This window comes from Alteribacter keqinensis (assembly GCF_003710255.1).
In the GTDB taxonomy this organism is placed as follows: Bacteria; Bacillota; Bacilli; order Bacillales; family Salisediminibacteriaceae; genus Alteribacter; species Alteribacter keqinensis.
Genome location: NZ_RHIB01000001.1, coordinates 1,503,045 through 1,524,828, shown reverse-complemented (window position 1 = coordinate 1,524,828; position 21,784 = coordinate 1,503,045). Strand labels below are relative to the sequence as shown.

General features: G+C 44.2%; 24 protein-coding genes and 2 pseudogenes. 17 read left to right on the top strand and 9 right to left on the bottom strand.

Going from position 1 to position 21,784, the window contains the following annotated elements; all coding sequences use genetic code 11:
* The first annotated feature begins 2 nt into the window (after nucleotides 1-2).
* The 3 genes and pseudogenes from EBO34_RS07435 to EBO34_RS20610 all read left to right on the top strand — a co-directional run bounded on the left by EBO34_RS07435 (nucleotide 3) and on the right by EBO34_RS20610 (nucleotide 2,841).
* Nucleotides 3-1,427: a glycoside hydrolase family 32 protein gene (locus tag EBO34_RS07435; RefSeq protein WP_122897271.1), complete on the top strand. Its 1,425-nt coding sequence runs from the start codon at nucleotides 3-5 to the stop codon at nucleotides 1,425-1,427.
* Nucleotides 1,428-1,507: 80 nt separating this feature from the next.
* Nucleotides 1,508-2,536 (top strand): annotated as a pseudogene (gene tyrS, locus EBO34_RS07430) (tyrosine--tRNA ligase); the annotation flags it as partial.
* A 146-nt stretch (nucleotides 2,537-2,682) separates the two neighbouring features.
* On the top strand, nucleotides 2,683-2,841 hold the full coding sequence (locus EBO34_RS20610) for a hypothetical protein (RefSeq protein ID WP_183163754.1): 159 nt from the start codon (nucleotides 2,683-2,685) through the stop codon (nucleotides 2,839-2,841).
* A gap of 79 nt (nucleotides 2,842-2,920) precedes the next feature.
* Here EBO34_RS20610 and EBO34_RS20915 read toward each other — a convergent pair.
* From EBO34_RS20915 to EBO34_RS07420, 3 genes and pseudogenes are all read right to left on the bottom strand, one after another.
* Nucleotides 2,921-3,191: pseudogene (locus EBO34_RS20915) on the bottom strand (transposase); the annotation flags it as partial.
* The gene (locus EBO34_RS20605; RefSeq protein WP_183163753.1) at nucleotides 3,152-3,295 is read right to left on the bottom strand and encodes a hypothetical protein; all 144 of its coding nucleotides are present in this window, start codon (nucleotides 3,293-3,295) and stop codon (nucleotides 3,152-3,154) included. The pseudogene EBO34_RS20915 and the gene EBO34_RS20605, both read right to left, overlap by 40 nt.
* 296 nt (nucleotides 3,296-3,591) lie before the next feature.
* Nucleotides 3,592-4,107, bottom strand: a complete 516-nt coding sequence (locus EBO34_RS07420; protein ID WP_122897269.1) for a gamma carbonic anhydrase family protein — start codon at nucleotides 4,105-4,107, stop codon at nucleotides 3,592-3,594.
* 64 nt (nucleotides 4,108-4,171) lie between these two features.
* Between EBO34_RS07420 and EBO34_RS07415 the strand changes: the two genes are divergently transcribed.
* From EBO34_RS07415 to lpdA, 7 genes are all read left to right on the top strand, one after another.
* Nucleotides 4,172-5,125 carry an NAD(P)H-dependent flavin oxidoreductase gene (locus tag EBO34_RS07415; RefSeq protein ID WP_122897268.1) on the top strand — a complete coding sequence of 318 codons (954 nt, stop codon included), beginning with the start codon at nucleotides 4,172-4,174 and terminating at the stop codon, nucleotides 5,123-5,125.
* A 467-nt stretch (nucleotides 5,126-5,592) separates the two neighbouring features.
* Nucleotides 5,593-5,997 (top strand): thioesterase family protein, encoded by a 405-nt coding sequence (locus EBO34_RS07410; protein WP_122897267.1) that lies wholly within the window; start codon nucleotides 5,593-5,595, stop codon nucleotides 5,995-5,997.
* Between the two features lie 78 nt (nucleotides 5,998-6,075).
* Nucleotides 6,076-7,182, top strand: a complete 1,107-nt coding sequence (locus tag EBO34_RS07405; RefSeq protein WP_122897266.1) for a Leu/Phe/Val dehydrogenase — start codon at nucleotides 6,076-6,078, stop codon at nucleotides 7,180-7,182.
* A gap of 31 nt (nucleotides 7,183-7,213) precedes the next feature.
* Nucleotides 7,214-8,278 carry a pyruvate dehydrogenase (acetyl-transferring) E1 component subunit alpha gene (gene pdhA / locus EBO34_RS07400; RefSeq protein WP_122898606.1) on the top strand — a complete coding sequence of 355 codons (1,065 nt, stop codon included), beginning with the start codon at nucleotides 7,214-7,216 and terminating at the stop codon, nucleotides 8,276-8,278.
* Nucleotides 8,275-9,282 (top strand): alpha-ketoacid dehydrogenase subunit beta, encoded by a 1,008-nt coding sequence (locus tag EBO34_RS07395; protein WP_122897265.1) that lies wholly within the window; start codon nucleotides 8,275-8,277, stop codon nucleotides 9,280-9,282. The genes pdhA and EBO34_RS07395 overlap by 4 nt, the downstream gene beginning before the upstream one ends.
* A 14-nt stretch (nucleotides 9,283-9,296) precedes the next feature.
* On the top strand, nucleotides 9,297-10,550 hold the full coding sequence (locus EBO34_RS07390) for a dihydrolipoamide acetyltransferase family protein (RefSeq protein WP_122897264.1): 1,254 nt from the start codon (nucleotides 9,297-9,299) through the stop codon (nucleotides 10,548-10,550).
* On the top strand, nucleotides 10,551-11,984 hold the full coding sequence (gene lpdA / locus EBO34_RS07385) for a dihydrolipoyl dehydrogenase (protein WP_122897263.1): 1,434 nt from the start codon (nucleotides 10,551-10,553) through the stop codon (nucleotides 11,982-11,984). It begins immediately after the preceding gene.
* A 73-nt stretch (nucleotides 11,985-12,057) separates the two neighbouring features.
* On the opposite strand, the gene EBO34_RS07380 is transcribed toward lpdA, so the two are convergent.
* From EBO34_RS07380 to EBO34_RS07365, 4 genes are all read right to left on the bottom strand, one after another.
* Nucleotides 12,058-12,723 (bottom strand): hypothetical protein, encoded by a 666-nt coding sequence (locus EBO34_RS07380; protein ID WP_122897262.1) that lies wholly within the window; start codon nucleotides 12,721-12,723, stop codon nucleotides 12,058-12,060.
* A 178-nt stretch (nucleotides 12,724-12,901) separates the two neighbouring features.
* Nucleotides 12,902-13,075 (bottom strand): hypothetical protein, encoded by a 174-nt coding sequence (locus tag EBO34_RS20600; protein WP_183163752.1) that lies wholly within the window; start codon nucleotides 13,073-13,075, stop codon nucleotides 12,902-12,904.
* A gap of 240 nt (nucleotides 13,076-13,315) precedes the next feature.
* Nucleotides 13,316-13,564: a DUF5643 domain-containing protein gene (locus tag EBO34_RS21205; protein WP_429699430.1), complete on the bottom strand. Its 249-nt coding sequence runs from the start codon at nucleotides 13,562-13,564 to the stop codon at nucleotides 13,316-13,318.
* A gap of 137 nt (nucleotides 13,565-13,701) precedes the next feature.
* Nucleotides 13,702-14,007, bottom strand: coding sequence for an NAD-binding protein (locus EBO34_RS07365; protein WP_283234588.1), 306 nt, complete (start codon nucleotides 14,005-14,007; stop codon nucleotides 13,702-13,704).
* 276 nt (nucleotides 14,008-14,283) lie between these two features.
* Here EBO34_RS07365 and EBO34_RS07360 point away from each other — a divergent pair, with 276 nt between their 5' ends.
* The 3 genes from EBO34_RS07360 (at nucleotide 14,284) to EBO34_RS07350 (ending at nucleotide 15,809) form a co-directional block, all read left to right on the top strand.
* Nucleotides 14,284-14,655 carry a hypothetical protein gene (locus EBO34_RS07360; protein ID WP_122897258.1) on the top strand — a complete coding sequence of 124 codons (372 nt, stop codon included), beginning with the start codon at nucleotides 14,284-14,286 and terminating at the stop codon, nucleotides 14,653-14,655.
* Nucleotides 14,656-14,749: 94 nt separating this feature from the next.
* Nucleotides 14,750-14,893 (top strand): winged helix-turn-helix domain-containing protein, encoded by a 144-nt coding sequence (locus EBO34_RS07355; RefSeq protein WP_183163751.1) that lies wholly within the window; start codon nucleotides 14,750-14,752, stop codon nucleotides 14,891-14,893.
* A 4-nt stretch (nucleotides 14,894-14,897) separates the two neighbouring features.
* The gene (locus EBO34_RS07350; RefSeq protein WP_122897256.1) at nucleotides 14,898-15,809 is read left to right on the top strand and encodes a YVTN family beta-propeller repeat protein; all 912 of its coding nucleotides are present in this window, start codon (nucleotides 14,898-14,900) and stop codon (nucleotides 15,807-15,809) included.
* Between the two features lie 623 nt (nucleotides 15,810-16,432).
* Here EBO34_RS07350 and EBO34_RS07340 read toward each other — a convergent pair.
* The gene (locus EBO34_RS07340) at nucleotides 16,433-17,338 is read right to left on the bottom strand and encodes a manganese catalase family protein (RefSeq protein WP_122897254.1); all 906 of its coding nucleotides are present in this window, start codon (nucleotides 17,336-17,338) and stop codon (nucleotides 16,433-16,435) included.
* Between the two features lie 201 nt (nucleotides 17,339-17,539).
* Between EBO34_RS07340 and EBO34_RS07335 the strand changes: the two genes are divergently transcribed.
* Nucleotides 17,540-17,728, top strand: a complete 189-nt coding sequence (locus tag EBO34_RS07335) for a YjzC family protein (protein ID WP_122897253.1) — start codon at nucleotides 17,540-17,542, stop codon at nucleotides 17,726-17,728.
* Nucleotides 17,729-17,953: 225 nt separating this feature from the next.
* On the opposite strand, the gene EBO34_RS07330 is transcribed toward EBO34_RS07335, so the two are convergent.
* Nucleotides 17,954-18,448 carry a molybdopterin-binding protein gene (locus EBO34_RS07330; RefSeq protein ID WP_122897252.1) on the bottom strand — a complete coding sequence of 165 codons (495 nt, stop codon included), beginning with the start codon at nucleotides 18,446-18,448 and terminating at the stop codon, nucleotides 17,954-17,956.
* A gap of 99 nt (nucleotides 18,449-18,547) precedes the next feature.
* On the opposite strand from EBO34_RS07330, the gene glsA reads away from it, so the two are divergent.
* The 3 genes from glsA to EBO34_RS07315 all read left to right on the top strand — a co-directional run bounded on the left by glsA (nucleotide 18,548) and on the right by EBO34_RS07315 (nucleotide 21,781).
* Nucleotides 18,548-19,477 carry a glutaminase A gene (glsA, locus tag EBO34_RS07325; RefSeq protein ID WP_122897251.1) on the top strand — a complete coding sequence of 310 codons (930 nt, stop codon included), beginning with the start codon at nucleotides 18,548-18,550 and terminating at the stop codon, nucleotides 19,475-19,477.
* Between the two features lie 99 nt (nucleotides 19,478-19,576).
* A complete protein-coding gene (locus tag EBO34_RS07320; protein WP_122897250.1) occupies nucleotides 19,577-19,867 on the top strand; it encodes an Fpa/YlaN family protein in 291 nt (96 codons plus the stop codon).
* Between the two features lie 564 nt (nucleotides 19,868-20,431).
* Entirely contained in the window at nucleotides 20,432-21,781 is a 1,350-nt protein-coding gene (locus EBO34_RS07315; protein WP_122897249.1) for an aspartate aminotransferase family protein, read from the top strand.
* Nucleotides 21,782-21,784 lie beyond the last annotated feature (3 nt).

Sequence of the window (21,784 nt, the reverse complement as noted above, 5' to 3'; positions counted from 1 at the left end):
AAATGAATACTACGACATACTCAATTGAACAAGCAAATCGCTTTATTAAAGAAAAAGAAGAAGAGGTCAAGAATACTAAATATCGTCTTGGGTATCATATCGCAGCTCCAACAGGATGGATTAACGACCCTAACGGCTTAGTGTTTTTCAGAGGAGAGTATCACGTTTTTTATCAATATTACCCTTATGAAGCTGAATGGGGACCCATGCACTGGGGGCATGCCAAAAGCAAAGACCTTATTAACTGGGAGGCACTGCCTGTAGCCCTGGCTCCTGAGTTTGATTACGAAAAAGGGGGATGCTTTTCAGGAAGTGCTGTTGTGTTTCAAGATAAACTGTACTTGATTTATACAGGGCATAATGAGGAAAAAAATCCAAAAGAAGTACAGTGTATAGCTGTTTCTGAGGACGGAATTCATTTTAGGAAGTCAGAGTCCAATCCAGTCATACCTTCTCCACCAGAGGATGGGTCTGAGGACTTCCGTGACCCTAAAGTTTCTTTTAGAGACGGAAAGTGGCATATGGTTGTAGGATCAGGTAAGGATGGCAAGGGAAAGGTATTAACATTTACTTCACAAGATTTAGAGACTTGGCATTATGAAGGAGTTTTACTTGAGAGTGACGGAGAACAAGGTACGATGTGGGAATGTCCAGACCTTTTTACTATAGGTGAGTATGATGTGCTTATTTTCTCACCGATGGAAATGGAAGGTTCAAAAACTCGTTACGTGATCGGAAAAATAGATGAACAGAACAAGTTCAATCCGATAAATAATGATGAGATTGATTTTGGCCCAGATTTTTATGCACCTCAGACATTTGAGGACAATAAAGGGAGACGACTTCTTATCTCATGGATGAATATGTGGAAGAAGGAAATGCCCGAGAAAGAAGACGGTTGGGCTGGAGCCTTAACGATTCCGAGAGAACTCTCTATTAAAGATCAAAAGCTAATCATGACTGTACCTGAAGAGTTTAAAGAACTTAGAGGTAACCTTTTAGAGAATTCTAAGGGAATCCTACAGCATGATAAAATGGTCAAACCGCTTAGAAACTTATGCATAGAAGTACATGCAAACATAAGTCTGAAGGAAACAGATGCGGAAGTTATAGGGCTGGAGGTTGTTTCTGAGCTAGAAGAAAGGTTTTTTATTGGATACAATCGTTCATACGGCAATCTAATTGTCGATCGCACAAAGATGAAAAAGGGCGATAAGGATAAAGTCGAGGTTCAATATAAGAAGGATAACAACATTAATTTTGAGATGTATTTTGATACTTCCAGTGTGGAATTGTTTGTTGATGAAGGGGAAAAAGTCCTGTCACACCGTATTTACTTTGCAGGGGAACACCTTAACATAAGAAATTTAAGCGCAAATGGAATGACCGATTATCATGACTTAAAAATATGGCAACTGAATATCTAAATGTAACAGAGCTCCAAGTTGTATGTTAGGAGCTCTGTTGTATTTTAAGATAACATGATCTGTATCCTTGACTTTCAAAGAAAATGAGACAGTTCCAAGATAATGGACATATTATACAATTGCTAATTGGAGATTTTACTGGGAAGATTGGGGATCCAACAGGAAAGTCAGTTGCTAGGAAGCCACTAACGGATGAAGAAGTGAAACACAATGCTAATACCTACTTTGAACAGTTTGGAAAAGTAATGGATATGGATAAAATCGAACTTCATTACAATTAGAAGTGGTTATCACAATTAAACTTTGAAGGTGTCATTCAATTAGCAGGAAAAATTACAGTGGCAAGGTTAATGGAAAGAGACGATTTTGAAGAAAGAACTGCTCTTGGTAAGCCAATCTCACTCCATGAATTTTTCTACCCGTTAATGCAAGGTTACGATTCTGTTGTGTTGGAGAATGATATTGAACTTGGTGGAACCGACCAACATTTTAACATATTAATGGGAAGACACTTTCAAGAGAAGTTTGGAAAAGAAAAGCAAGTAGCAATGCTAATGCCTTTACTGGAAGGGCTTGATGGTGTTGAAAAAATGTCTAAATCAAAGAAAAAATACATCGGTATTGATGAAAGTCCACAAGAAATGTACGGAAAAGCGATGTCGATTCCAGATGAATTAATCAATAAATACTTTGAATTAATCACAGACTTCTCTCCTGAACAAGTAGAAAAAGTAAAAGCTGATATAGTTTCAGGCGAGTTACATCATAGAGATGCAAAAATGTTTTTAGGGAAAACCATCTTAAGGATTTACCACGGAATAGACATGGCAGAAAAAGCAGAGCAGCAATTTATATCAGTCTTCCAAAAAGGAACAATGCCTGATGAGATGCCGGTGGTTGAATGGAAAGGCAATCTAGAAGTGCCAATTCTAGATTTTCTAGTAGAGTTAAACTTGTTAAGTTCAAAAAGTGAAGCTCGCAGAATGATTGACAATAGAGGAGTAAAAATAAACGGAGACAAAATAGAAGATACAGGATTGAAAGTATCTATTACGGATGGATTAGTTGTACAAGTTGGGAAACGTAAGTTTATAAAGATAAAAATGTAATGTGGTTAAAAGTTGCAACTTAATTTTTTTACACTTTTTTACATTTTTTTACTACCGTACCAGTTTGGTTATTTGAAGGTGAAGTTATTGGAGGCTGGTCTTATCCGATTTCAAAAGACAACGATGTGGTTGGAGGACCATCTTCATTGGATGGGAAAACAGCAGAAGAAATTCAGGGAGATTACCAGAAGTGGTTAGAGGTTTTGTTTATTGAACAAACGGGAAGCGTTAGTGGAATAAGAAACGACAACCTGAGCAGAGAAATCCTCTGCTCAGGTTGTCGAGAAACCCACGCTTTTTTATGAAGCGTGGGTTTCTTTATGCAGTGTAAAAGCAATCAAATGGTGAATGTTTATTCCATAAAACGGCAAAATCACCTCTGGCTGTGAGGTGGTTTGCTATCTCCTTTATGTTCTGTGTTGCGGCTGTCATGTGTGCTAGTTCCGATGCGTCTTTCAAACTGCGCAACCGGCAATAGCGAAGCCCGTGGGCTGTTTTGCGTCCACGAAGCTTGGCTCAATGGTTTCTTTTCTTTTTTTTGTATATCAGTTTTCCTTCTTTTGAAAGCCGGTTTTCCCTGACTTTTTCTTTGCTATCCTCCCAATCAGCGTGTAATCACTTTTTTGTGATTCTCTGCGTTTGTACATTGTGCAAGTCAATCGTGGCATCAATTTTACGGAGTAGGTGATTATCAGGGACCGGCTGATCAATGGAAACCATCTCTAATTCAACTTGTTTCTCTCGAATAGGACGTAACATGTCATCCTCCTAATGGAGAATTCCGCATCTCGACGATATTGAAAATGAAGAGCATGACGGAGCGGTTGTTAATGAATTTTATGAAGACTTGTCCGAGGGCAACCACTACTATTCTATGTTTTCTGTTCAAATGGTAAAAATCGCAGAAGAAACGGATCTTATCGATGTAAACGAAATGCACGACGTTGAAGATATGATTGCCGAACATCTGGATGAGGACAAGCTGTAATATACATCTAAAAAAGGGCTGCTCCAAGGATGTTTTTCACACCTTTGGAGCGGCCCTTTTTGTTAATTCAGCGTACAAGCTGTTCCTTAAATTCCTTGCCCTTCTGGTAATATGTATCAATGGTCAGACGGATAAGAGCAAAATCATCAGCTGTTAACTCACGGACAACTTTACCCGGAGACCCGAGAACCAAAGAGCGGGGGGGGATTTTTTTGCCTGAAGGGATGAAGGTGTTGGCCCCGATGAGTGACCATTCACCGATCTCCGTACCGTCCAGAATCGTTGCACCCATCCCGATAAGCGATCCTTTTCTTACGGTACATCCGTGGAGGATGACATTATGTCCAATCGATACTTCGTCTTCTAAAATAAGAGGAAATTCATTGTACAGGTGAAGCGTGGAGTTGTCCTGGATGTTGCAGCGTTCGCCGATACGAATTGGTGCTTCGTCCCCCCGGAGGACGGCATTAAACCAGACGCTCGATCCTTTCCCGATCGTCACATCACCAATAACATGAGATCCGGGAGCAAGGAATACGCTTTCATCAATTTGCGGTGTTTTGTTATTATACGGATAAATCATAGGAACGCCTCCTGTTTTTATGATAAGCTGAGTATAACATTTTTTTCACGAGGAGAGAAAAAAGATGAATAGACTTACAGATTTATTACATATCGACTGCCCAATTATCCAGGGGGGAATGGGAAATATCAGTCATGCACAACTTACTGCGTCTATTTCAGAAGCAGGCGGGCTTGGAACGTTCGGCGTTGGTACCTTCCCTGCAGATCACGTGAGAATGGAGCTTGCTAGAATTAAAGAACTGACAGACCGTCCGTTTTGCGTAAATATTCCGATACGCGTACAGCCCGATGTGAAAGAGATGATCAGGCTTGTCCTGGATCTCAAAGTCCCGGTTGTTTCGTTATCAGCGGGGAATCCAAAGCCGATTATTCCAATTTTAAAAGAAGCTGGCGTAACGGTGATGGTTGTTACCGCCTCTGTTAAGCAGGCGGTTAAAGCAGAAGAAGCAGGCGCTGATATTATTGTTGCTGAAGGGTACGAAGCAGCGGGTATCAATTCCAATGATGAAACGACAACGATGACACTCATCCCGCAAATCGCTGATGCTGTCAGTGTGCCGGTTGCAGCTGCCGGGGGGATCGGTGATGGAAGAGGTGTCGCTGCAGCCCTTTGCCTCGGAGCAGAAGGTGTCCAGATGGGTACTCGATTCATTGCAACGAAAGAAGCTCTGGTCCACGAGGCTTATAAGAAGAAACTTCTGGAGTCCTCTGATGTGGATACGATTATCGTAGGCCGCTCAGTGGGTAAAATACGACGGCTCGTAAAAACGCCCTATGCAGCACTCCTTGCTGAAGTTGAAAAAGAAGGGACGACTCTGGAGGAGTTTGATACAATAGCCGATGAAGCAAGCCATATCCGGGGAGCATTGGAAGGGAAGCTTGCTGAAGGGCATATCAACGGCGGTCAGATTGCAGGTCTCATACGTGATGTCCCAACAGTTAAAGAGCTTCTCAACCTGATGATGGAACAATACAGAACCGTAATAGAAGGGTTGAACCAGAATGTAAAAAGGTAATCCTTCTTTCCAAAATGGCAATGCTTTTAGTATGTTGAGGAATGCGGGATGTCAGCGGCTCAAAAGGGGCACAGTGAAAAGCGCAGGAACTGCAGGTAATAAACATAGGCTGTTTTCGAAAACAATGTTGCTTTTATAATAGTAATGATGAAGCGGTAGTGCCCGAAACTTCTGTGAGGCTTGCCGGCACCCCCAAGGGCACGTATGCTTCAACCATATTCGCAATTAGTGTGTGTGGTTGACCAAATTAGTAATAACCTTTTAAACAAACAATACAAAATCAGAAGCAGAAATACGGTTGAGAACAGAAATGTTCTCAGCTTTTTTTGTACCTGTATTCTTCTGAAGTATTTTCTTAGCATTTTATCCCGCGATTCTGAAAATTGTGAAATGTAATTGACGTTTTTATAACGCGGTGTTATTCTAACGTTATAGAATCGTCATTTCCATGAAAAGGAGGTTAAGGGATGAAACCGGGTATGAAAGTAGGACAGGAGGCGGCAATCGATGTGGTTGTCACGCCTGAAATGTATGCGCAATTTGAGGGAAACGTTGTTCATCCGGCCTATTCAACAGTGACGATGGTCTATCATATGGAATGGGCAGCGAGACAGATCATTCTGCCTTACATCGAAGAGCACGAAGAAGGAATCGGGGCTGATGTGAAAGTCAGGCATTTATCGCCCACACCTGCAGGAGAGCACCTCACTGTCAAAGCAACGCTCACGGAACTGGTCAAAAATAAAATTGTTTGTGAGCTTGAAGTGAAGCACGGCGACACCTTTGCAGGAAAAGGGGAAGTTACACAGTTTATTTTACCGAAAAAAGACCTGAGGGAGAAAATCGAGCAGGCAAGAACCAAGTCTGTCTGATTATGAAAGCGCTTACTTACTTTGCTGTACTAAAGAGATTAGAAGACTCTCAAAGGGTGTATAAAAGGGGGCAGACCGATGCTATCATTTGAAAAAATCAGTGAACACGAGCAGGTGGTGTTCTGTAACGATGAAGACACAGGGTTACAAGCAATTATTGCCATACATAATACAACACTCGGCCCGGCGCTGGGCGGATGCCGTATGCGGCCGTATGCAAATGTGGATGAGGCACTTGAGGATGTACTCCGGCTGTCAAAAGGGATGACTTACAAATGTGCCGCAGCAGACGTTGATTTCGGAGGGGGAAAGGCGGTCATAATCGGAGATCCGGACACAGACCGGTCGCCGGAATTGTTCAGGGCATTCGGACAGTTTGTAGAATCATTGAACGGACGTTTTTATACAGGAACAGATATGGGAACGACCCCGGACGATTTTGTTCATGCAAGAAAAGAAACGAACTGCATTGTCGGTGTTCCGGAAGCCTACGGAGGCAGCGGGGATTCATCTGTACCGACATCCCTGGGGGTTATTTACGGTCTTAAAGCCACGTGCAAAATGCTTTACGGAACTGATTCTCTTGCAGGGAAGCGTTACGCCATTCAAGGTCTTGGAAAAGTCGGGTTTAAAGTAGCCGAAGCCCTTCTTGCAGAAGGGGCCAAGCTGTTTGTTTCAGACATTAATCAGGAAGCGCTTCTGGAAATCAGCATGCGCTCCGAACAGCTCGGGGGAAGTGTCAAAATCGTTGCGGGTCCTGATATTTACGAGGCAGAAGCAGATATCTTCGTCCCGTGTGCCCTCGGAGGCATTATTAATGATGAAACCATCGGCCGCTTTAAGTTTGAAGCTATTGTAGGCTCTGCAAACAACCAGCTTCTTCATATGAAACACGCAGATATGCTTCGTGACCGGGGAATTCTTTACGGACCGGATTACATCGTGAACAGCGGCGGTCTTATCCAGGTGGCAGATGAACTGTACGGACCTAATAAAGAACGTGTTCTCCGGGGCACGAAGGCGATTTATGAAACACTCACAGAAATTTACCTGCAATCAGACATCCGGGGTATTTCCACCCATGAGGCGGCAAATGACTTTTGCGAAGCAAGGATCGAAAGCCGCAAAAAACGAAACAGCTTTTTTTCTCATAATAAACGGTTGAAGTGGCAAGTGCGCAATTAAAAAAGCCTTTGGAGGGATTAAGATGACAGAAATGGAAAACAAGTTCCCAATCAGGCAGGTCATGGATGGAGAGGGAAACCTCACTGATTCATCGTATCACCTGACAGAAGAGTTGATTAAAGAAATGTACAAGAAAATGCTCAGAGCCCGAACGCTCGATAAAAAGAGCGTGAACCTCCAGCGGCAGGGAAGAATCGGTACCTATGCACCATTCGAAGGACAGGAAGCGGCCCAGGTTGGCAGTGCCTCGGCCCTTGGAGAAGGAGACTGGATGTTTCCGACATACAGGGATCATGCTGCAACACTTACATTCGGGCACTCTGTTTCAACGATCATGCTTTATTGGAAAGGCCGTGTCGAAGGGTGTGTGCCACCGGATGGAAAAAACATATTCCCGCCGGCGGTTCCGATCGCCACACAGCTCCCCCATGCTACAGGGGCAGCCCTGGCTGAAAAAAGAAAAGGCACAGACCGTGTTGCCATTGCCTATTTCGGTGACGGAGCGACGAGTGAAGGGGATTTTCATGAAGGGCTGAACTTTGCCAGTGTCTTTAAAGCACCGGTCGTCTTTTTTAACCAGAACAACGGGTATGCCATCAGTGTCCCGATCGAGAAGCAAATGAACTCCAAAACCATTGCCCAAAAAGGGCTTGCCTACGATATGGATTCAGTACGAGTGGATGGGAACGATGTGTTTGCTGTGTACTTTGAAACACAAAAAGCGATTGAAAAAGCACGCAGGGGTGAAGGGCCGACACTCATTGAAGCTGTTACATGGCGGTACGGGGCTCACACGACAGCCGATGACCCGACTAAATACCGGGACCAGGAACTGAGCCTTGAAAAGCGGAATCAAATTGATCCTCTCCTGAGACTGGAGCGGTATATGGAAAAACAGGGTATGTGGGACGCGGCCTGGATGGAACAGGTGTTAAAGCAGTGTGACGAAGAGATTGAAAAAGCTGTATGGGAAATGGAAAATTACCCTGAGCCTGACGTGAACGATATTTTTGATCACGTATTCAAGGAGCCTGTCTGGCCCCTGGAGCGGCAAAAAGAAGCGTACCTATCTCAAAAACGGGGTGAAACGGTATGACCACAAAAACGATGACTGAAGTAAAGACAAATAAACTGACTCTCGTTCAGGCTGTAACGGACGGGATGAGGACGATGATGAAAGAACATGACGACATTCTCGTGCTTGGTGAGGACGTGGGACAAAATGGCGGTGTGTTCAGAGCAACTGAAGGCCTTGTCCATGAATTCGGTGAAGACCGTGTGATTGACACCCCCCTTGCGGAAGCAGGTATTGTCGGTACGAGCATCGGTCTTGCCATTAACGGGTTCCGCCCGATTGCAGAAATGCAGTTTCTCGGGTTTGTTTATCCTGCTTATGAGCAGATCATGACCCATGCTTCAAGGATCCGCAGCAGAACCATGAGCAAGTTCAGTGTGCCAATGGTCATCCGGGCACCATACGGGGGCGGCATCCGGGCACCTGAGATTCATTCGGACAGTGTAGAGGCTCTTTTTACACACATGCCGGGGATTAAAGTAGTGGTGCCTTCAAATCCGTACGATGCAAAAGGACTGTTAATCGCAGCCATTGAAGATCCGGATCCGGTATTGTTTATGGAACCGATGAGGAGCTACCGGGCTTTTAAAGCAGATGTGCCTGAATCTAAATATACGGTTGAAATCGGCAAAGCCGCAACGCTCACTGAAGGTGAGGATGTGACGGTTATTGCCTGGGGAAACATGGTGAGCGTTGCCCAGAAAGCAGTTGAACAAATGTCCGGGGACGGCGTTTCCTGTGAACTTCTCGATCTTAGAACGCTGTATCCCCTGGACCGGGAAACGATCGTTGAGTCTGTCAAAAAAACCGGACGGGTCGTTATTATTCATGAAGCTCCTGAAACAGGAGGCGCCGGCAATGATGTGATGGCGCTGATTAATGATGAAGCTTTTTTATATCTTCGTGCACCAATGACAAAAGTGGCAGGATTTGATGCGCCATTTCCGTTTTTTGCCCTGGAAGAAGAATATCTGCCAACACCGGCACGAGTGAAGCACGCAATTAAAGAAGCGGTCACGTTTTAGGAGGGGGAATGGCTATGGTCGAAGTAAAACTGCACGATGTAGGAGAAGGAATGACTGAAGGAGAAATTACCCAGTACCTTGTGAATGTAGGCGATCATGTGAAAATCGATCAGCCGCTTGTTGAAGTACAGACAGATAAAGTGAGCGCCGAACTTCCATCCCCGGTAGCCGGGACGGTAAAAGAAATCCTTGCTGAAGTGGGAGAAGTTGTTACCGTCGGGACAACGGTCATTGTTCTTGAAAAAGAGGGGGCTGCTGTAACACCTCACGAAAGCAAGGCCTCACAGGAAAAAGAAGAACCTGTTTCTTTTACAATCAAAATCAACAAAGGCCGGGCCGAAAGACAGTCAGAACGGGTTCTTGCCACTCCGTATACAAGACGAATTGCGCTTGAAAACAAGGTGGATATTGAACAGGTCTCCGGAACCGGCCCTGCAGGACGGGTAACGGACGAAGATGTATTCCGTTTTATGAAAGAAGGACCCTCAAAGACAGTTGAGGAGACCTCCCATGAGGAAGCGCAGCAAACCACAGAACCGGTCTCAGAGAAAAAGGAAGAAGCTGCTCCTGTCCGTGCCGGAAAGACGATTCCTTACCGCGGACGGCGCAAGCAGATCGGAAAGAAAATGACGCACTCCCTTATGACAATTCCTCACGTTACCCATTTTGATGAAGTGGATGTCACAAATGTCATGAAGCTTCGTGAAGAGCTGAAGGCAGAAGGGATCAAACCTGTAAGTGTAGCATCCTTCTTTATTAAAGCCCTTGTTTTTGCCTTAAAGGAATACCCTGTATTCAACGCTGTCCTCGATGAAGAAAAAGAGGAAATCGTGCTCAAAGAGGAGTACAATATCGGTCTTGCCGCAGATACAGATGAAGGCCTTATTGTTCCTGTCGTGCAGGGAGCTGACCGGCTGTCCATTACAGGGATTAACGATGAGATGAAGCGTGTCATGAAGCTCGCTAAAGAAAATAAGCTCAGCAAAAAAGACCTCTCAGGAGGAACGTTTACGGTAAGTAATGTTGGACCTCTGGGAAGTACAGGTGCGACACCGATTATCAACCACCCGGAAGTAGCTCTTGTTGCTTTTCATAAAACGAAGAAAATGCCGGTTGTGATCGATGATGAGATTGTGATCCGCCAGATGATGAACATGAGTATGAGTTTTGACCACCGGGTTGCAGACGGCGCCACAGCTGTTGCTTTTACAAGCCGATTTGCAGAATTTATTGAAAATCCTACTAAGATGATGCTGGAGATGATGTAAATGGTTGTGGGAGAACTGGTTCAGGAAAGAGATCTCATTGTCATCGGGGGCGGACCCGGGGGCTATTCTGCAGCAATCCGCGCAGCCCAGATGGGTCTTGATGTGACCTTGGTTGAAAAAAAACATCTCGGGGGCGTGTGTCTCAATGAAGGATGTATCCCATCGAAAATCTTCACACACAGCACGTCCACCCTGGCTGATACACGGAAGGTTTCCCGGTTTGGAATCCAGACTGGGGAAGTGACTTTTCACTTCGATCAGATGCACGCATGGCGCGATCAGGTTGTCACAGGCCTCCGAAAAGGGGTCGAAGCGTTGTGTAAAACTCACAAAATCGATGTCATTTATGGGGAAGCGTCATTTTTATCTGAAGACAGAATTGGTGTGGAACACGGTCACCAATTTGATACGTACCGATTTAAGCAAGTGATACTGGCAACCGGCAGCATGTATGAAGCCCCGATTTGGGCCAAACCTGACCACAAGTGTATCCTGGATACCACATCGGTATTCAAACTCGAAACAGTACCTGAGCACCTCATCGTGTCAGGCAGCGACTATATTGCCCTGGAGGCCGCGTTTGGCTACCGGGAGCTCGGGGCGAGTGTGACCGTGCTGCTGGAAACGGACAGCTTCGGATTCGATGTGAGTATTGATAAGGAACTTTTAAGAGTAATGAAAAAGCAAAAAATCGCTGTTGTGAAAAAAGCGAGAGTTACATCCGTTGAAAATGATGGGGACGGGGCTTTACTCAGCTATGAATCGGCAAAAGGAAGAGAAGAACTAACAGCAAGTCATGTATTTGTTTCTTCTGTTCCAAGGCCCCGTATTCGGGATCTCGGTCTCGACAGGGCCGGCGTGGAAGTGAACGAGGAAGGCTATATTGAAGTGAGCGACCGGGCACAGACCAATGTTCCTTCCATTTACGCAGTCGGTGATATTACACCTGGTCCGCCACTTGCCATCAAAGCCCTTAAACAGGGGAAAGTGGCAGCAGAAAACGCCGGGGGCAGACAGTCGGCTTTTGATCTTCATTTTATTCCGAAAGTGGCTCATACGAACCCTCCTGTAGCTTCGGTCGGTTTAACAGAAGCCGAGGCAAAAGAGCAGGGATACTCGGTGAAGATAAGCGAATTTGCATCAGGTGGAAACGGGTTTGCAAGCATTACCGGCAGCAAAGATGGAAAAACAAAAATCGTGGTGGATGAGACGAACGATGTTCTGTTAGGGTTTCATGCGATCGGCAAGGGAGCTGTTGAGCTTATCTCCAACGGCGTTACCGCCCTTGAAATGGCAGCGAGAGATGAGGATTTAAGCTATCCTTATTATCCGCACCCAAGTCTGAATGAGAACTGGCTCGAAGCTGTGGAAGGACTGACTGGTAAAGCAATCCATGCTCCTCCTGCACGTCAGATGGCTAAAAGCGGAAAATAGCAAAAAGGTAACATGAAAGGGAACAAACCCTTTCATGTTACCTTTTTTTGTGCACAAATCTCCCGGCACACACTTAATACAGTAAATGGCTGTAATCTTCTTCGATCGTCTTGAGTATGGCTCCCATGATCGGATGCTTTTCTTCGTCCGGGATCGGAATCCCGTCCGGATGTTCATAATAATAAGCTTCAAGATCTTCATTATAGATAAATCCCAGCTCTTTCAAACGGTCTGTTAATTTTTCAGGCAGCCCATCGAGTCCGGTTTCTTCTTTAAAGTAGTCTGTCGGATAAATCATGACGTCTACATCATTATTACCGGAATGAAGGACAAACAGATCGTGGGGCTGTTGAGTAATCCAGAGGCCTTTGGAAAAGATCGAAACCCCGAGCTTTTCCATAGATGAAATCGCATCAAGGTTCACACCGAAAATCATCAGAACGACTTCCCGCATCTCGGGCCCGAAGCCTTTTGTCCGGCCGTGAGCATCAAAATAAAGGTCCATTACCTCCGCTTTTGGAAGAGCCATAATTTCTTCATCGAGGTTAGTGGAATGTTTCCTTTCGCCAAGACTTTGGCGGACCTGTTCCATAATTTTATCTGGATAGGTTGTCGCAGCAGTCTCAGTTGAATCTGCATATGCAAAATGAATCGTTAAAGCGTAAGTGAAGGTGATGGCAAGAAGCAGGATGAATCCAAAAATCGTAATGGTCTTTCCATTAATCGACAGATTTGTCATGATATCGGTCTCCTTTTGACAGAATATGTTGCAGTTCTTTTTAACTATGACCATTCGTCTCCATCGGGGGGATTTCCTTTTTTGTTTATCGAAATGCAATAAATACCCTTATAAATGGAAAATATTATTTTGATGGGGGAGGCTAAATGCCCGGCGTCTGCTTCACACCGGGCGAAAGTTATTCAATCGTAATAGTCACTTGTAAGTCATCGAAGAATGGAATCCTTACCAGTTCCGTTGTGACGATCCGGCTGCCATCAAGATCGGTAACCTTATCCAATGCCACTCTGTATTCCCGGGTATCCTGATTGAACTCGGGAGGACTGAAGGAGTCGTATTCATTCCCTTTCATTCCCTTCTTTATCTTCCATCCACAGAGACTGGCTCTGGTAAGGAACGTGTTTACGCGTCCAGCTTGTAGGTGATTAAGTAGCATGGTCTTCTGATAAAACATCAAGAACAGGTACGCTGCCCACTTCTCCCTGCGAGAGGGTGACAGTTTACTTTCCCAGTCTGCACGCACATGTGTGATCGTTTTTTCGGTTGTATCGAAAGAAAAGGTGTAATGGTTAGTTGTTCTGGCTTCTCATTATCAAGGATCATAGAAGAACGTATATTCATTCAGGTATAAGCCCTTTTTCACCTGACGGCAGCGACTCCCGCTTGCATGCTGAATACTACGGCCGCTCTCATCGATAATGTGAAAGTCCAGCAAGTGGAACTCCTCATTATATTCTTCATGGTAGGTGCTGTTCATGCAAATCGCTGTTGAAGTAGGGTGAAAGGTAACCGTGTTATAGGAAAGAGAGGTTTCACCAGATTCTTTCACTGTGTTAACCAGTACCGTCTCTGATTCTCCTTTCTTTTCAACAGGTATTTTAACAGACCAGGCATTTCCTTCGAATGGTCTGATGCCCAGATCAAAAGTGTCGGGTAGGTCATCTATGCGGATACTGATCGTTCCTGCGTATAAGCCGCTCAGATAAGTTCCAGTCCCCTTCCAGCCTTAGCTTCTGACACTATGCAGTAATCCTCAGACAAATCAATGAAATCAATGTTCTTTTCCGAGGCCATATTGTGGGCAATTCGTTTGCCTAAATTAAATTTCGGATGAACAACGAGATCTTCGCCGATCTTTTCATGCACTTCCGTATGATACATGTTTTGTGCTTTTATCCAGACCCTCGTTCCACCTATTTCTTTTAATACAAGTGTGGTGAAGATACTTGCCTGTATGTTATTAACAATGGCAACCACCACATGTTCAAAGTTGCCGTTTCCTATACTGCTTTCGGCAGGCAGGACACCTGACTCTCAGACGTATGTAAACACATATAAACTAAGCCTTTCTAATAATGGGTCATTTGAACGTTTGAACTATAAAAACATATTAATATCAGTATATAAACAAAAGGAGTGAGCTCTATGGGCAGACATAACGGAATCCCTGGTCCAACCGGCCCTTAAGCCAGTCTTTGCGACTGCTGTATCCTCCATGCAGAATGCAATCAGTAGGTCATTCTTGCCACGGTCGCTGATTAACCGAATGAACTCCCATTTTTGTTTTTAGTCACGATTGACAATGTGGACGACTTTTTAGTATCTGTCACAGATGAGACGAACGGTACATTGGTCGTTACCATTTCGCCTGTTACCGACCGGCTGTTTCTCCCCCGTCCTGAAATCGAGCTTGAACCTCCGATGGATTTCCCGGGCGAATGTCATAGTGTCGAGGGACAGATGAGAGAGTTAATGGAAACCCTCATTACTTCCACCGTTAATCTAAGAACGTGGCAAGCTTCCTTTGCTCAAGATGTTTCCATTAAAAGAGTGGTCCTTGGCATCGTTTACGGACAATTGGATAATGACGATGGGACCCTCGTGAATGTTGCATTCTCTAATTGTGAAATCGCTAAATTACAACTTCCATGATTTTTAGACAAAGAGGCCGGTGTGTTTTCAATGTTGAAATAAATGAAATGTAGTAATGAGCAATTATATACTTTTTAATTGGGAGATGGATAACTTGAAGAAAGAAGACATGTACACAAGTATTGAGAAAGAACTTATGGAAAATCCGAAAATCAGCAATTTAGATCTTGCTAAGAAATGTAAAGTACCAGTTCCTCTCGTAGAGGTTATTATAAGAAAAATGAAAACAGGAAGGTGATAAAATGGGCATTGTACCAATATCTGTATTTGCATATGTGACAGTCTTTTTTGAAAATATCGTCTCGGTGATCGACACCGCTACCAATACGGTAATTGACACTATACCAGTCGGTAACTTACCCGGAGGTATCGCGATGTCATCTGATGGTACTCGGGTCTATGTTGCAAATTTGGATGACAATACCGTCTCGGTGATCAACACCACTACTAATACAGTTATTTCCACGATAACGGTTGAGGATGCACCGGTTGATATTGCTGTTTTACCCGATGGAACCCGAGCGTATGTCGTAAATAACGGCAATAATACTGTTTCAGTGATTAACACGACATCCAACACTGTCGTTGATACGATAACGGTAGGCGGTGAGCCGTTAAGTATAGCTATTCATCCCGATGGCACTCGAGCTTATGTCACGAATAGTGCAGATGATAATGTCTCTGTCATCAACACGGTGACGAATACGGTCGTTGGCACAATTACGGTTGGGGATAGACCGACAGGTGTAACGTATACTCCCGATGGCACTCGAGCTTATGTAGCAAATTCTATTGATAATACGGTATCGGTCATCAATACAACAACTGAAACGGTCAATAACACGATAACTGTCGGTGACTTCCCGCTTTATGTCGCATTCACTCCCGATGGCACTCGAGCTTATGTCACAAATAGCTTTGATAATTCCGTCTCGGTCATCGACACAACAACTGAGACGGTAATTGACACGATACCAGTGGGTGAAGTACCGGCTATTATCGCCGTTACGCCTGACGGTACCCGCGCTTATGTAGCAAACTTTCTTGATTTTACGGTATCGGTCATCGATACCTCTGATAATACTGTTGTTGACACTGTTACGGTTGGGGATGCACCTTTCGGTGTGGTCATTTCTCCACCGATCCTAAATTAGGTGAGAATTTGTACCTCAAGATATTACCCTGTTTAAGGTGAACCTTATCATAAGTAAATGAGGTTTTGAATCGTGAAAAAGTAACAAGCCAAAAATACAAGTTATGTATAAGAACTTGGATATTTTTGGCTTGTTTAGATCCGTTTTTAAGGAAGATAAGCATCCTTTAGTTTGAGAACTTCCTTATCTTAAGGACAGCGTTTTTTGTTACATGGATTGAAATCTCTTACTGAAGCTCATTGTTATTTAAAATATAATGACAAAAGGTATATTGGATGTTAAAACCAATAAATTCCTTTTTGATTGAAGAACAAATTATCCCATCACAAATAGGAAGTTTTTTTACTAACTTTTATCGTACTTTTATACCTGTGTGGTTAATTGACCGTGGACTAAGCCAAACATTTACTATGGACAATACTAGGAAGGTTAGAGGAGCGTCGAAGCAACTCACCGCTTTTCAGGAGGTTAAGCTCGTAGCTGAAGCCTGCATAGCGGCTTCAATCTGATGGCCTCCCTCAAATGTCTGTACTAAACCATTCGGGCAACTAAGGCTTTCGCCACCATTGGGAAAAGCCAAGTTTTCTTTATCGCTCGTGACCAAGGCGCTTGCGGATTTGTTCTTACATTCCTGCTTCATATTTTAGTTTTTTGGACAGCTCTCGGAACTGTTCTTCATCAAACCCTGGTGCGAACTCTTCGGGGATTTGCTGAAGATCCGGTATTTCTCCGCCTTCAGGGGTTCCATCAACCACTTCAAGTTCACCTGCAGGCCCGATCGGGGAAGGACCGTTCCAAATACGGTCAAGCAAGTTGTAGTCATCATCACTGAAGCGGTACAGCTTCAAGTGTGAACCTTCGTCTTCATATTTTTTTGCGTAGTCAAATTTGGAGTTATCGAGGCTTGGGACAGGAAGCATCTTCATCATATTTACACCTGTTACCGTTTCAAGTGCTTTTGCATACGCAACTGCGTGAACACTTCCCCGGACCAGAAGGTAGCCGGTTAATTCCCTTGCAGCCTCGTTGTCTGTCATCTGATAAACTCTCATTTTATGTGTTCTGGCTCCACATTCCAAATAAAAATTGTGCAGGAGGTCATCTACAAGGTTACCACTGGAGAAAACATTATCTCCAGTCCAGGCTTTTCCGGCTGAATCTGCAGGAACAGCATTTTGTCCCCCTAAGATAAAATTAAACTTGTTTCCCATTCCAAGAGCATCCCGAAGTGGGGTGTCGTCCGGATTTGTACTTCCGTTACCAATCGATCCGTCAAGACAGAGGTTTATCGTATTGGAGACGAGTTCCACGTGACCCATTTCTTCTGCTGTAATACTGGCAATCAACTCATAAAAGGGACGCAACTTCTTTTTGCTCCGAAAGTTGAAGGACTGAAACATATAGTTGTTAAGTGTGGACATCTCACCAAAGCGGCCGCCGAGAAGCTCCTGAATCGCGCCGGCAGAATCAGGATCCGGGTGCTTTGGGCGTGGCAGGTCAATTTGAAGCCGGTCAATGCGTTTAAACAATAAAAAACCCTCCTAAAAACGATTTAACTACACAGGTTGACCTTCCCGACTTGTCCGTATGAAAAACGGAAAAATCCTGAAAATTCAAAAATCATCCAAAAGTCTGGGGACTGTCGAAGGATTTGGTAAATTGAGGGTTTAATAGCAGAAAGACCCGGCAATAGGATGAGTGTCGAAACTATTTACAAGGAGAGTGTTAAAATGGCGGATCGTTACAAAACAGGAGAGAAGGCGCCGGCGAATGGGAAGTATGAGTTTGATGGTCTGACAGACGGAAGGAAGACATCTGAGCCTACGGAGCATGAATCACAGATCACCCTTGAATCAGGCGATACGTTTCCACCGCTCAGATCGAGTCAGGAAGCAGCGTACTGGAAGAAGGTAAAGTAAAAAGATAAGAGGCTGTCTCAAGGGGCCAAAGGAGATTGGCAATAGTGGCGCGCGCTGCTCGACCGGCAGGAGAAAACCACTCCTGCCGGTCTCTTTAAAGAGGGCAGCGTCTCCGCTTATTTGCTTAGAGGTTGACCGAAAAGGTAAAAGACGACCTTTTCGGTCAACCTCTATACGTTTACATACTTATTTAATAGGTAATATTAAATCATTGATACATTTAAGTCAGCGTACGACAATTTTTACCACGTGTGTGTAGGGGTTCTCGTTGTTTGTTCCGTCGTAAACATGTAAGGGCCCTGTTTCTGTCAGCGGTTCACCTTTGTGGGAGAACTTTAAGATTGTGGTCTTATGTGTTTCATACGGTACTTCCACTTCTGATCCATCTTGTTTTTCGAATACAATCGATTCCGCTTCCTGACCGGGGGAAGCGTTTTCTAAAAATGGTGTAAGAGGAATCCCGAAGCTCTCAGACTTAAGGGCATTGCGGTCAACACTGATATCATTTTCGTTTCGTATTTTCATGCCGCTTCTGTGACTGTCCCATGCCAATGCAGACCGGTTGTCTTCGTCTTTTGTTTCTTCATAGACAGATGGTTCCGACTGCAGATATTCATCCATATTGACTTTTCGTTTATCAAACATAAACGCACCCGGGTCGAGTGTGATTGTATGCTTGGTCTTTCCGGTAATCGTAACGATCATTTCCTGCTGACTCATATAACTCACTCCTAAAATACGGTTTAACGGATCTACTTTCTAAATTATAAAAGCTATAGCATGATTTGTCACATATCGATTATTTCAGGAGGGATATCCATGATCTGTGAAGACAAAGAAGTTCTTAATTACATGATAGAAGAAGCGAGAATTTATACAAAGGATGGGAAAGTAGCTGACTATATACCCGCATTGAAGGAAGCGGATTCCTCTGTTCTTTCTTTAGCCATATACGATGGCGGGAAGACGTGCGCAGCAGTCGGAAATGTAGAGGAGACGTTTACACTGCAGAGTATATCCAAGGTGTTAAGTCTGGCTCTTGCCCTTATGGATCAGGGGGTGGAAGAAGTCTTTTCAAAGGTTGGGATGGAACCAACGGGAGATCCGTTTAACTCCATTATTAAGCTTGAAACAAACAAGCCGAATAAACCGTTAAATCCAATGATCAATGCAGGGGCCCTTGCTGTTACTTCCATGATTGCCGGAACTACAACGGAAGAAAAACTCGGCAGGCTTTTATCGTTCATCCATGAGCTTACAGGGAATCCGAAAATCAGCTACGATGAACATGTGGCAAATTCGGAACTGGCTACTGCACATTTAAACCGGTCTCTTGCTTACTTTATGAAACAGCACGGTGTGTTTGATGATGACGTTGAAGATCTACTTGATCTTTACACGAAACAATGTGCGATTGAAGTGAGCTGTCAGGACCTGGCTAAAATCGGCTATGTTATTGCGAATGAAGGGAGGCACGTGGAATCTCACCGTCCCATTATTCCCCTTCACATATCGAGAATTCTAAAAACGTTTATGGTTACTTGCGGGATGTATAACGCTTCCGGTGAATTTGCTATTCGTGTTGGTATTCCGGCAAAAAGCGGGGTGTCCGGCGGGATCATGGCATCCATCCCCCACGGACTCGGAATCGGCATCTACGGACCTGCACTTGATGATAAAGGAAACAGCATTGCAGGAATGAAGCTCCTGGAAGCACTGTCATCAAGATACGACCTGAGCATCTTCTGATTCATCTTTAAAGGATGGCGAAACTATTGCATTTTCTATTCGTAGAAGATAATATAAATAAGTAGGGATAGTTTCTTTTGGATAATAGGAGGGATGACAATGTCAATTGAGACGTTATCCGGACAGAGTGAAAAAGCGTATGCCCTTCTAAAAGAAGATGCTCAAAAAATTTTGAATCTCATTGAAGTGCAGATGTCAAACTTAACCATGCCTCAATGTCCTCTTTATGAGGAAGTTTTAGATACACAGATGTTCGGACTTTCCCGCGAAATCGATTTTGCCATTCGCCTGAACCTTATTAAAGAGGAAGAGGGAAAAGGATTACTCGATCAGCTGGAAAAGGAGTTATCTGCCTTGCACGAAGCCTGCTTGCGCGAAAAGAATAAGTAGCAGCATGAACGAATTCCAAGACCAAGCCTGTCAAAAGACAGGCTTGGTCTTTTTATTTGTTAACTATAAAAGGTAAGCACCTCACTGGCTTGTTTATGCAATTTTCGGCTTTACACCCCAAAACGCCCCCTACCCTTCCTTCTCTATTCTCCGTTAGAAAAGAGAACCTTCCTCCTAAACCTTCCTACTCGACTGCGAAAACAAAAACCGATTAATCTTCCTCCATTTTAATGCGGCACATGAAAAAAATGGATTAAACCAGAGAGAGCGGTTCACTTTCTGCAAGACGAAAGAGGGAAAAGAATACCCCTCTGATTCCTGGGCCTTTGTACTTGTTTTGTTTATTAAAATCTGATCGAGGCGGCTATTTTATTGTTCGTGTCAATCCCTGTCACAGCAACGCTTTAGCGGGAGATTGTGCCAAAGAGGTTGATGATAAATTAACAAATAGTAATGATAATAGTTCTCAATTACCATTGAATATGAGAATCATTATCAATTAAGATTGCAGTATGCAACATACAAGCAAGCTAAACTCATTTTTATAGATTGGAGATGTTGAGAATGAGCGTTCAGGAACAAAGTTTAAATAGTGAGTTGCTTCATCAGCAGGAGCTGAGAGAATCAAATGCAAGATCTTATCCGAGAAGAATTCCGTTAGCTTTGAATAAGGCAGAAGGGATTCATGTGACGGATGTCGATGGGAATCAGTATATGGATTGTTTAGCGGGGGCAGGGACACTCGCATTAGGGCATAATCACTCCGTGGTAATTGAAGCGGTAGAGAAAGTATTGAAAGACCAGACACCATTACATACATTAGACCTCACAACGCCTGTAAAAGAAGCATTTGTAAACGAATTGTTCGCTTCTTTACCTGACGGATTTCGTGAACGGGCCAAGGTTCAGTTTTGCGGACCGACTGGAGGGGATGGGATTGAAGCAGCACTGAAGCTGGTTAAAACAGCAACAGGGCGTCAAAGCATTCTCACATTTCATGGAGGGTATCACGGTTCGACTCATGGAACGATGTCCGTGAGCGGAAATTTGGAACCGAAAAAAAACGTACAAGGACTAATGCCTGATACACATTTCTTACCATACCCTTACACCTACCGTTGTCCGTTTGGAAAAGGAGGGGAGGAAAGTCATCTCCTAAGCAGTGCATACATTGAGCACATGCTGGACGACCCTGAAAGTGGGATTCTTCCACCGGCTGCAATGATTTTTGAAACGGTACAAGGAGAGGGCGGTTCGATTCCTGCACCAATCGAGTGGCTCAAGGAAATGAGACGAATTACGAAAGAGCGGGGGATTCCGCTGATTATCGATGAAGTACAAACGGGCATTGGAAGAACAGGAAAAATGTTTTCCTTTGAACATGCCGGTATTGTACCGGATGTGTTTGTCCTATCTAAAGCAATCGGTGGCAGTCTTCCTCTTTCCGTCGTTGTTTACGATAAGGACCTTGATGCTTGGGAGCCAGGTGCTCATATTGGGACGTTCAGAGGAAATCAGCTGGCGATGGCAGCGGGAACAGCGAGCCTGAAATACATTAAAGAACAACGTCTCGATCAGCATGCAAAAAAAATGGGAGAGCTTTTTATTGAAGAGCTGACACCATTAAAAGAAGAGTTTTCAGTGATCGGCGACGTTAGGGGAAGAGGCTTAATGCTCGGTGTAGAAGTTGTTGATCCGGCCTTTTCACCGTCTCCATCAGGAAGTCTGCCGGCAAACCCTGAGCTGGCAACCCGGATTCAAAGTGAATGCATTAAACGAGGCCTGATTTTAGAAGTAGGAGGAAGGCACGGCGCAGTTATCCGGCTTCTTCCTCCGCTCATTATTACTGAAAAACAAGTAAAAGAAGTGGCCGCTATTTTCAGAAGTGCTGTTACTGCTTCTATTAAGGAGTAAGGA

Bases quoted from the DNA above. Each gene is read 5' to 3' on its own strand.
- EBO34_RS07435 (WP_122897271.1), top strand. From the start codon at position 3: ATGAATACTACGACATACTCAATTGAACAAGCAAATCGCTTTATTAAA.
- EBO34_RS20605 (WP_183163753.1), bottom strand. From the start codon at position 3,295: ATGTTACGTCCTATTCGAGAGAAACAAGTTGAATTAGAGATGGTTTCC.
- EBO34_RS07420 (WP_122897269.1), bottom strand. From the start codon at position 4,107: ATGATTTATCCGTATAATAACAAAACACCGCAAATTGATGAAAGCGTA.
- EBO34_RS07415 (WP_122897268.1), top strand. From the start codon at position 4,172: ATGAATAGACTTACAGATTTATTACATATCGACTGCCCAATTATCCAG.
- EBO34_RS07410 (WP_122897267.1), top strand. From the start codon at position 5,593: ATGAAACCGGGTATGAAAGTAGGACAGGAGGCGGCAATCGATGTGGTT.
- EBO34_RS07405 (WP_122897266.1), top strand. From the start codon at position 6,076: ATGCTATCATTTGAAAAAATCAGTGAACACGAGCAGGTGGTGTTCTGT.
- pdhA (WP_122898606.1), top strand. From the start codon at position 7,214: ATGGAAAACAAGTTCCCAATCAGGCAGGTCATGGATGGAGAGGGAAAC.
- EBO34_RS07395 (WP_122897265.1), top strand. From the start codon at position 8,275: ATGACCACAAAAACGATGACTGAAGTAAAGACAAATAAACTGACTCTC.
- EBO34_RS07390 (WP_122897264.1), top strand. From the start codon at position 9,297: ATGGTCGAAGTAAAACTGCACGATGTAGGAGAAGGAATGACTGAAGGA.
- lpdA (WP_122897263.1), top strand. From the start codon at position 10,551: ATGGTTGTGGGAGAACTGGTTCAGGAAAGAGATCTCATTGTCATCGGG.
- EBO34_RS07380 (WP_122897262.1), bottom strand. From the start codon at position 12,723: ATGACAAATCTGTCGATTAATGGAAAGACCATTACGATTTTTGGATTC.
- EBO34_RS20600 (WP_183163752.1), bottom strand. From the start codon at position 13,075: ATGAAAGGGAATGAATACGACTCCTTCAGTCCTCCCGAGTTCAATCAG.
- EBO34_RS07350 (WP_122897256.1), top strand. From the start codon at position 14,898: ATGGGCATTGTACCAATATCTGTATTTGCATATGTGACAGTCTTTTTT.
- EBO34_RS07335 (WP_122897253.1), top strand. From the start codon at position 17,540: ATGGCGGATCGTTACAAAACAGGAGAGAAGGCGCCGGCGAATGGGAAG.
- EBO34_RS07330 (WP_122897252.1), bottom strand. From the start codon at position 18,448: ATGAGTCAGCAGGAAATGATCGTTACGATTACCGGAAAGACCAAGCAT.
- glsA (WP_122897251.1), top strand. From the start codon at position 18,548: ATGATCTGTGAAGACAAAGAAGTTCTTAATTACATGATAGAAGAAGCG.
- EBO34_RS07320 (WP_122897250.1), top strand. From the start codon at position 19,577: ATGTCAATTGAGACGTTATCCGGACAGAGTGAAAAAGCGTATGCCCTT.
- EBO34_RS07315 (WP_122897249.1), top strand. From the start codon at position 20,432: ATGAGCGTTCAGGAACAAAGTTTAAATAGTGAGTTGCTTCATCAGCAG.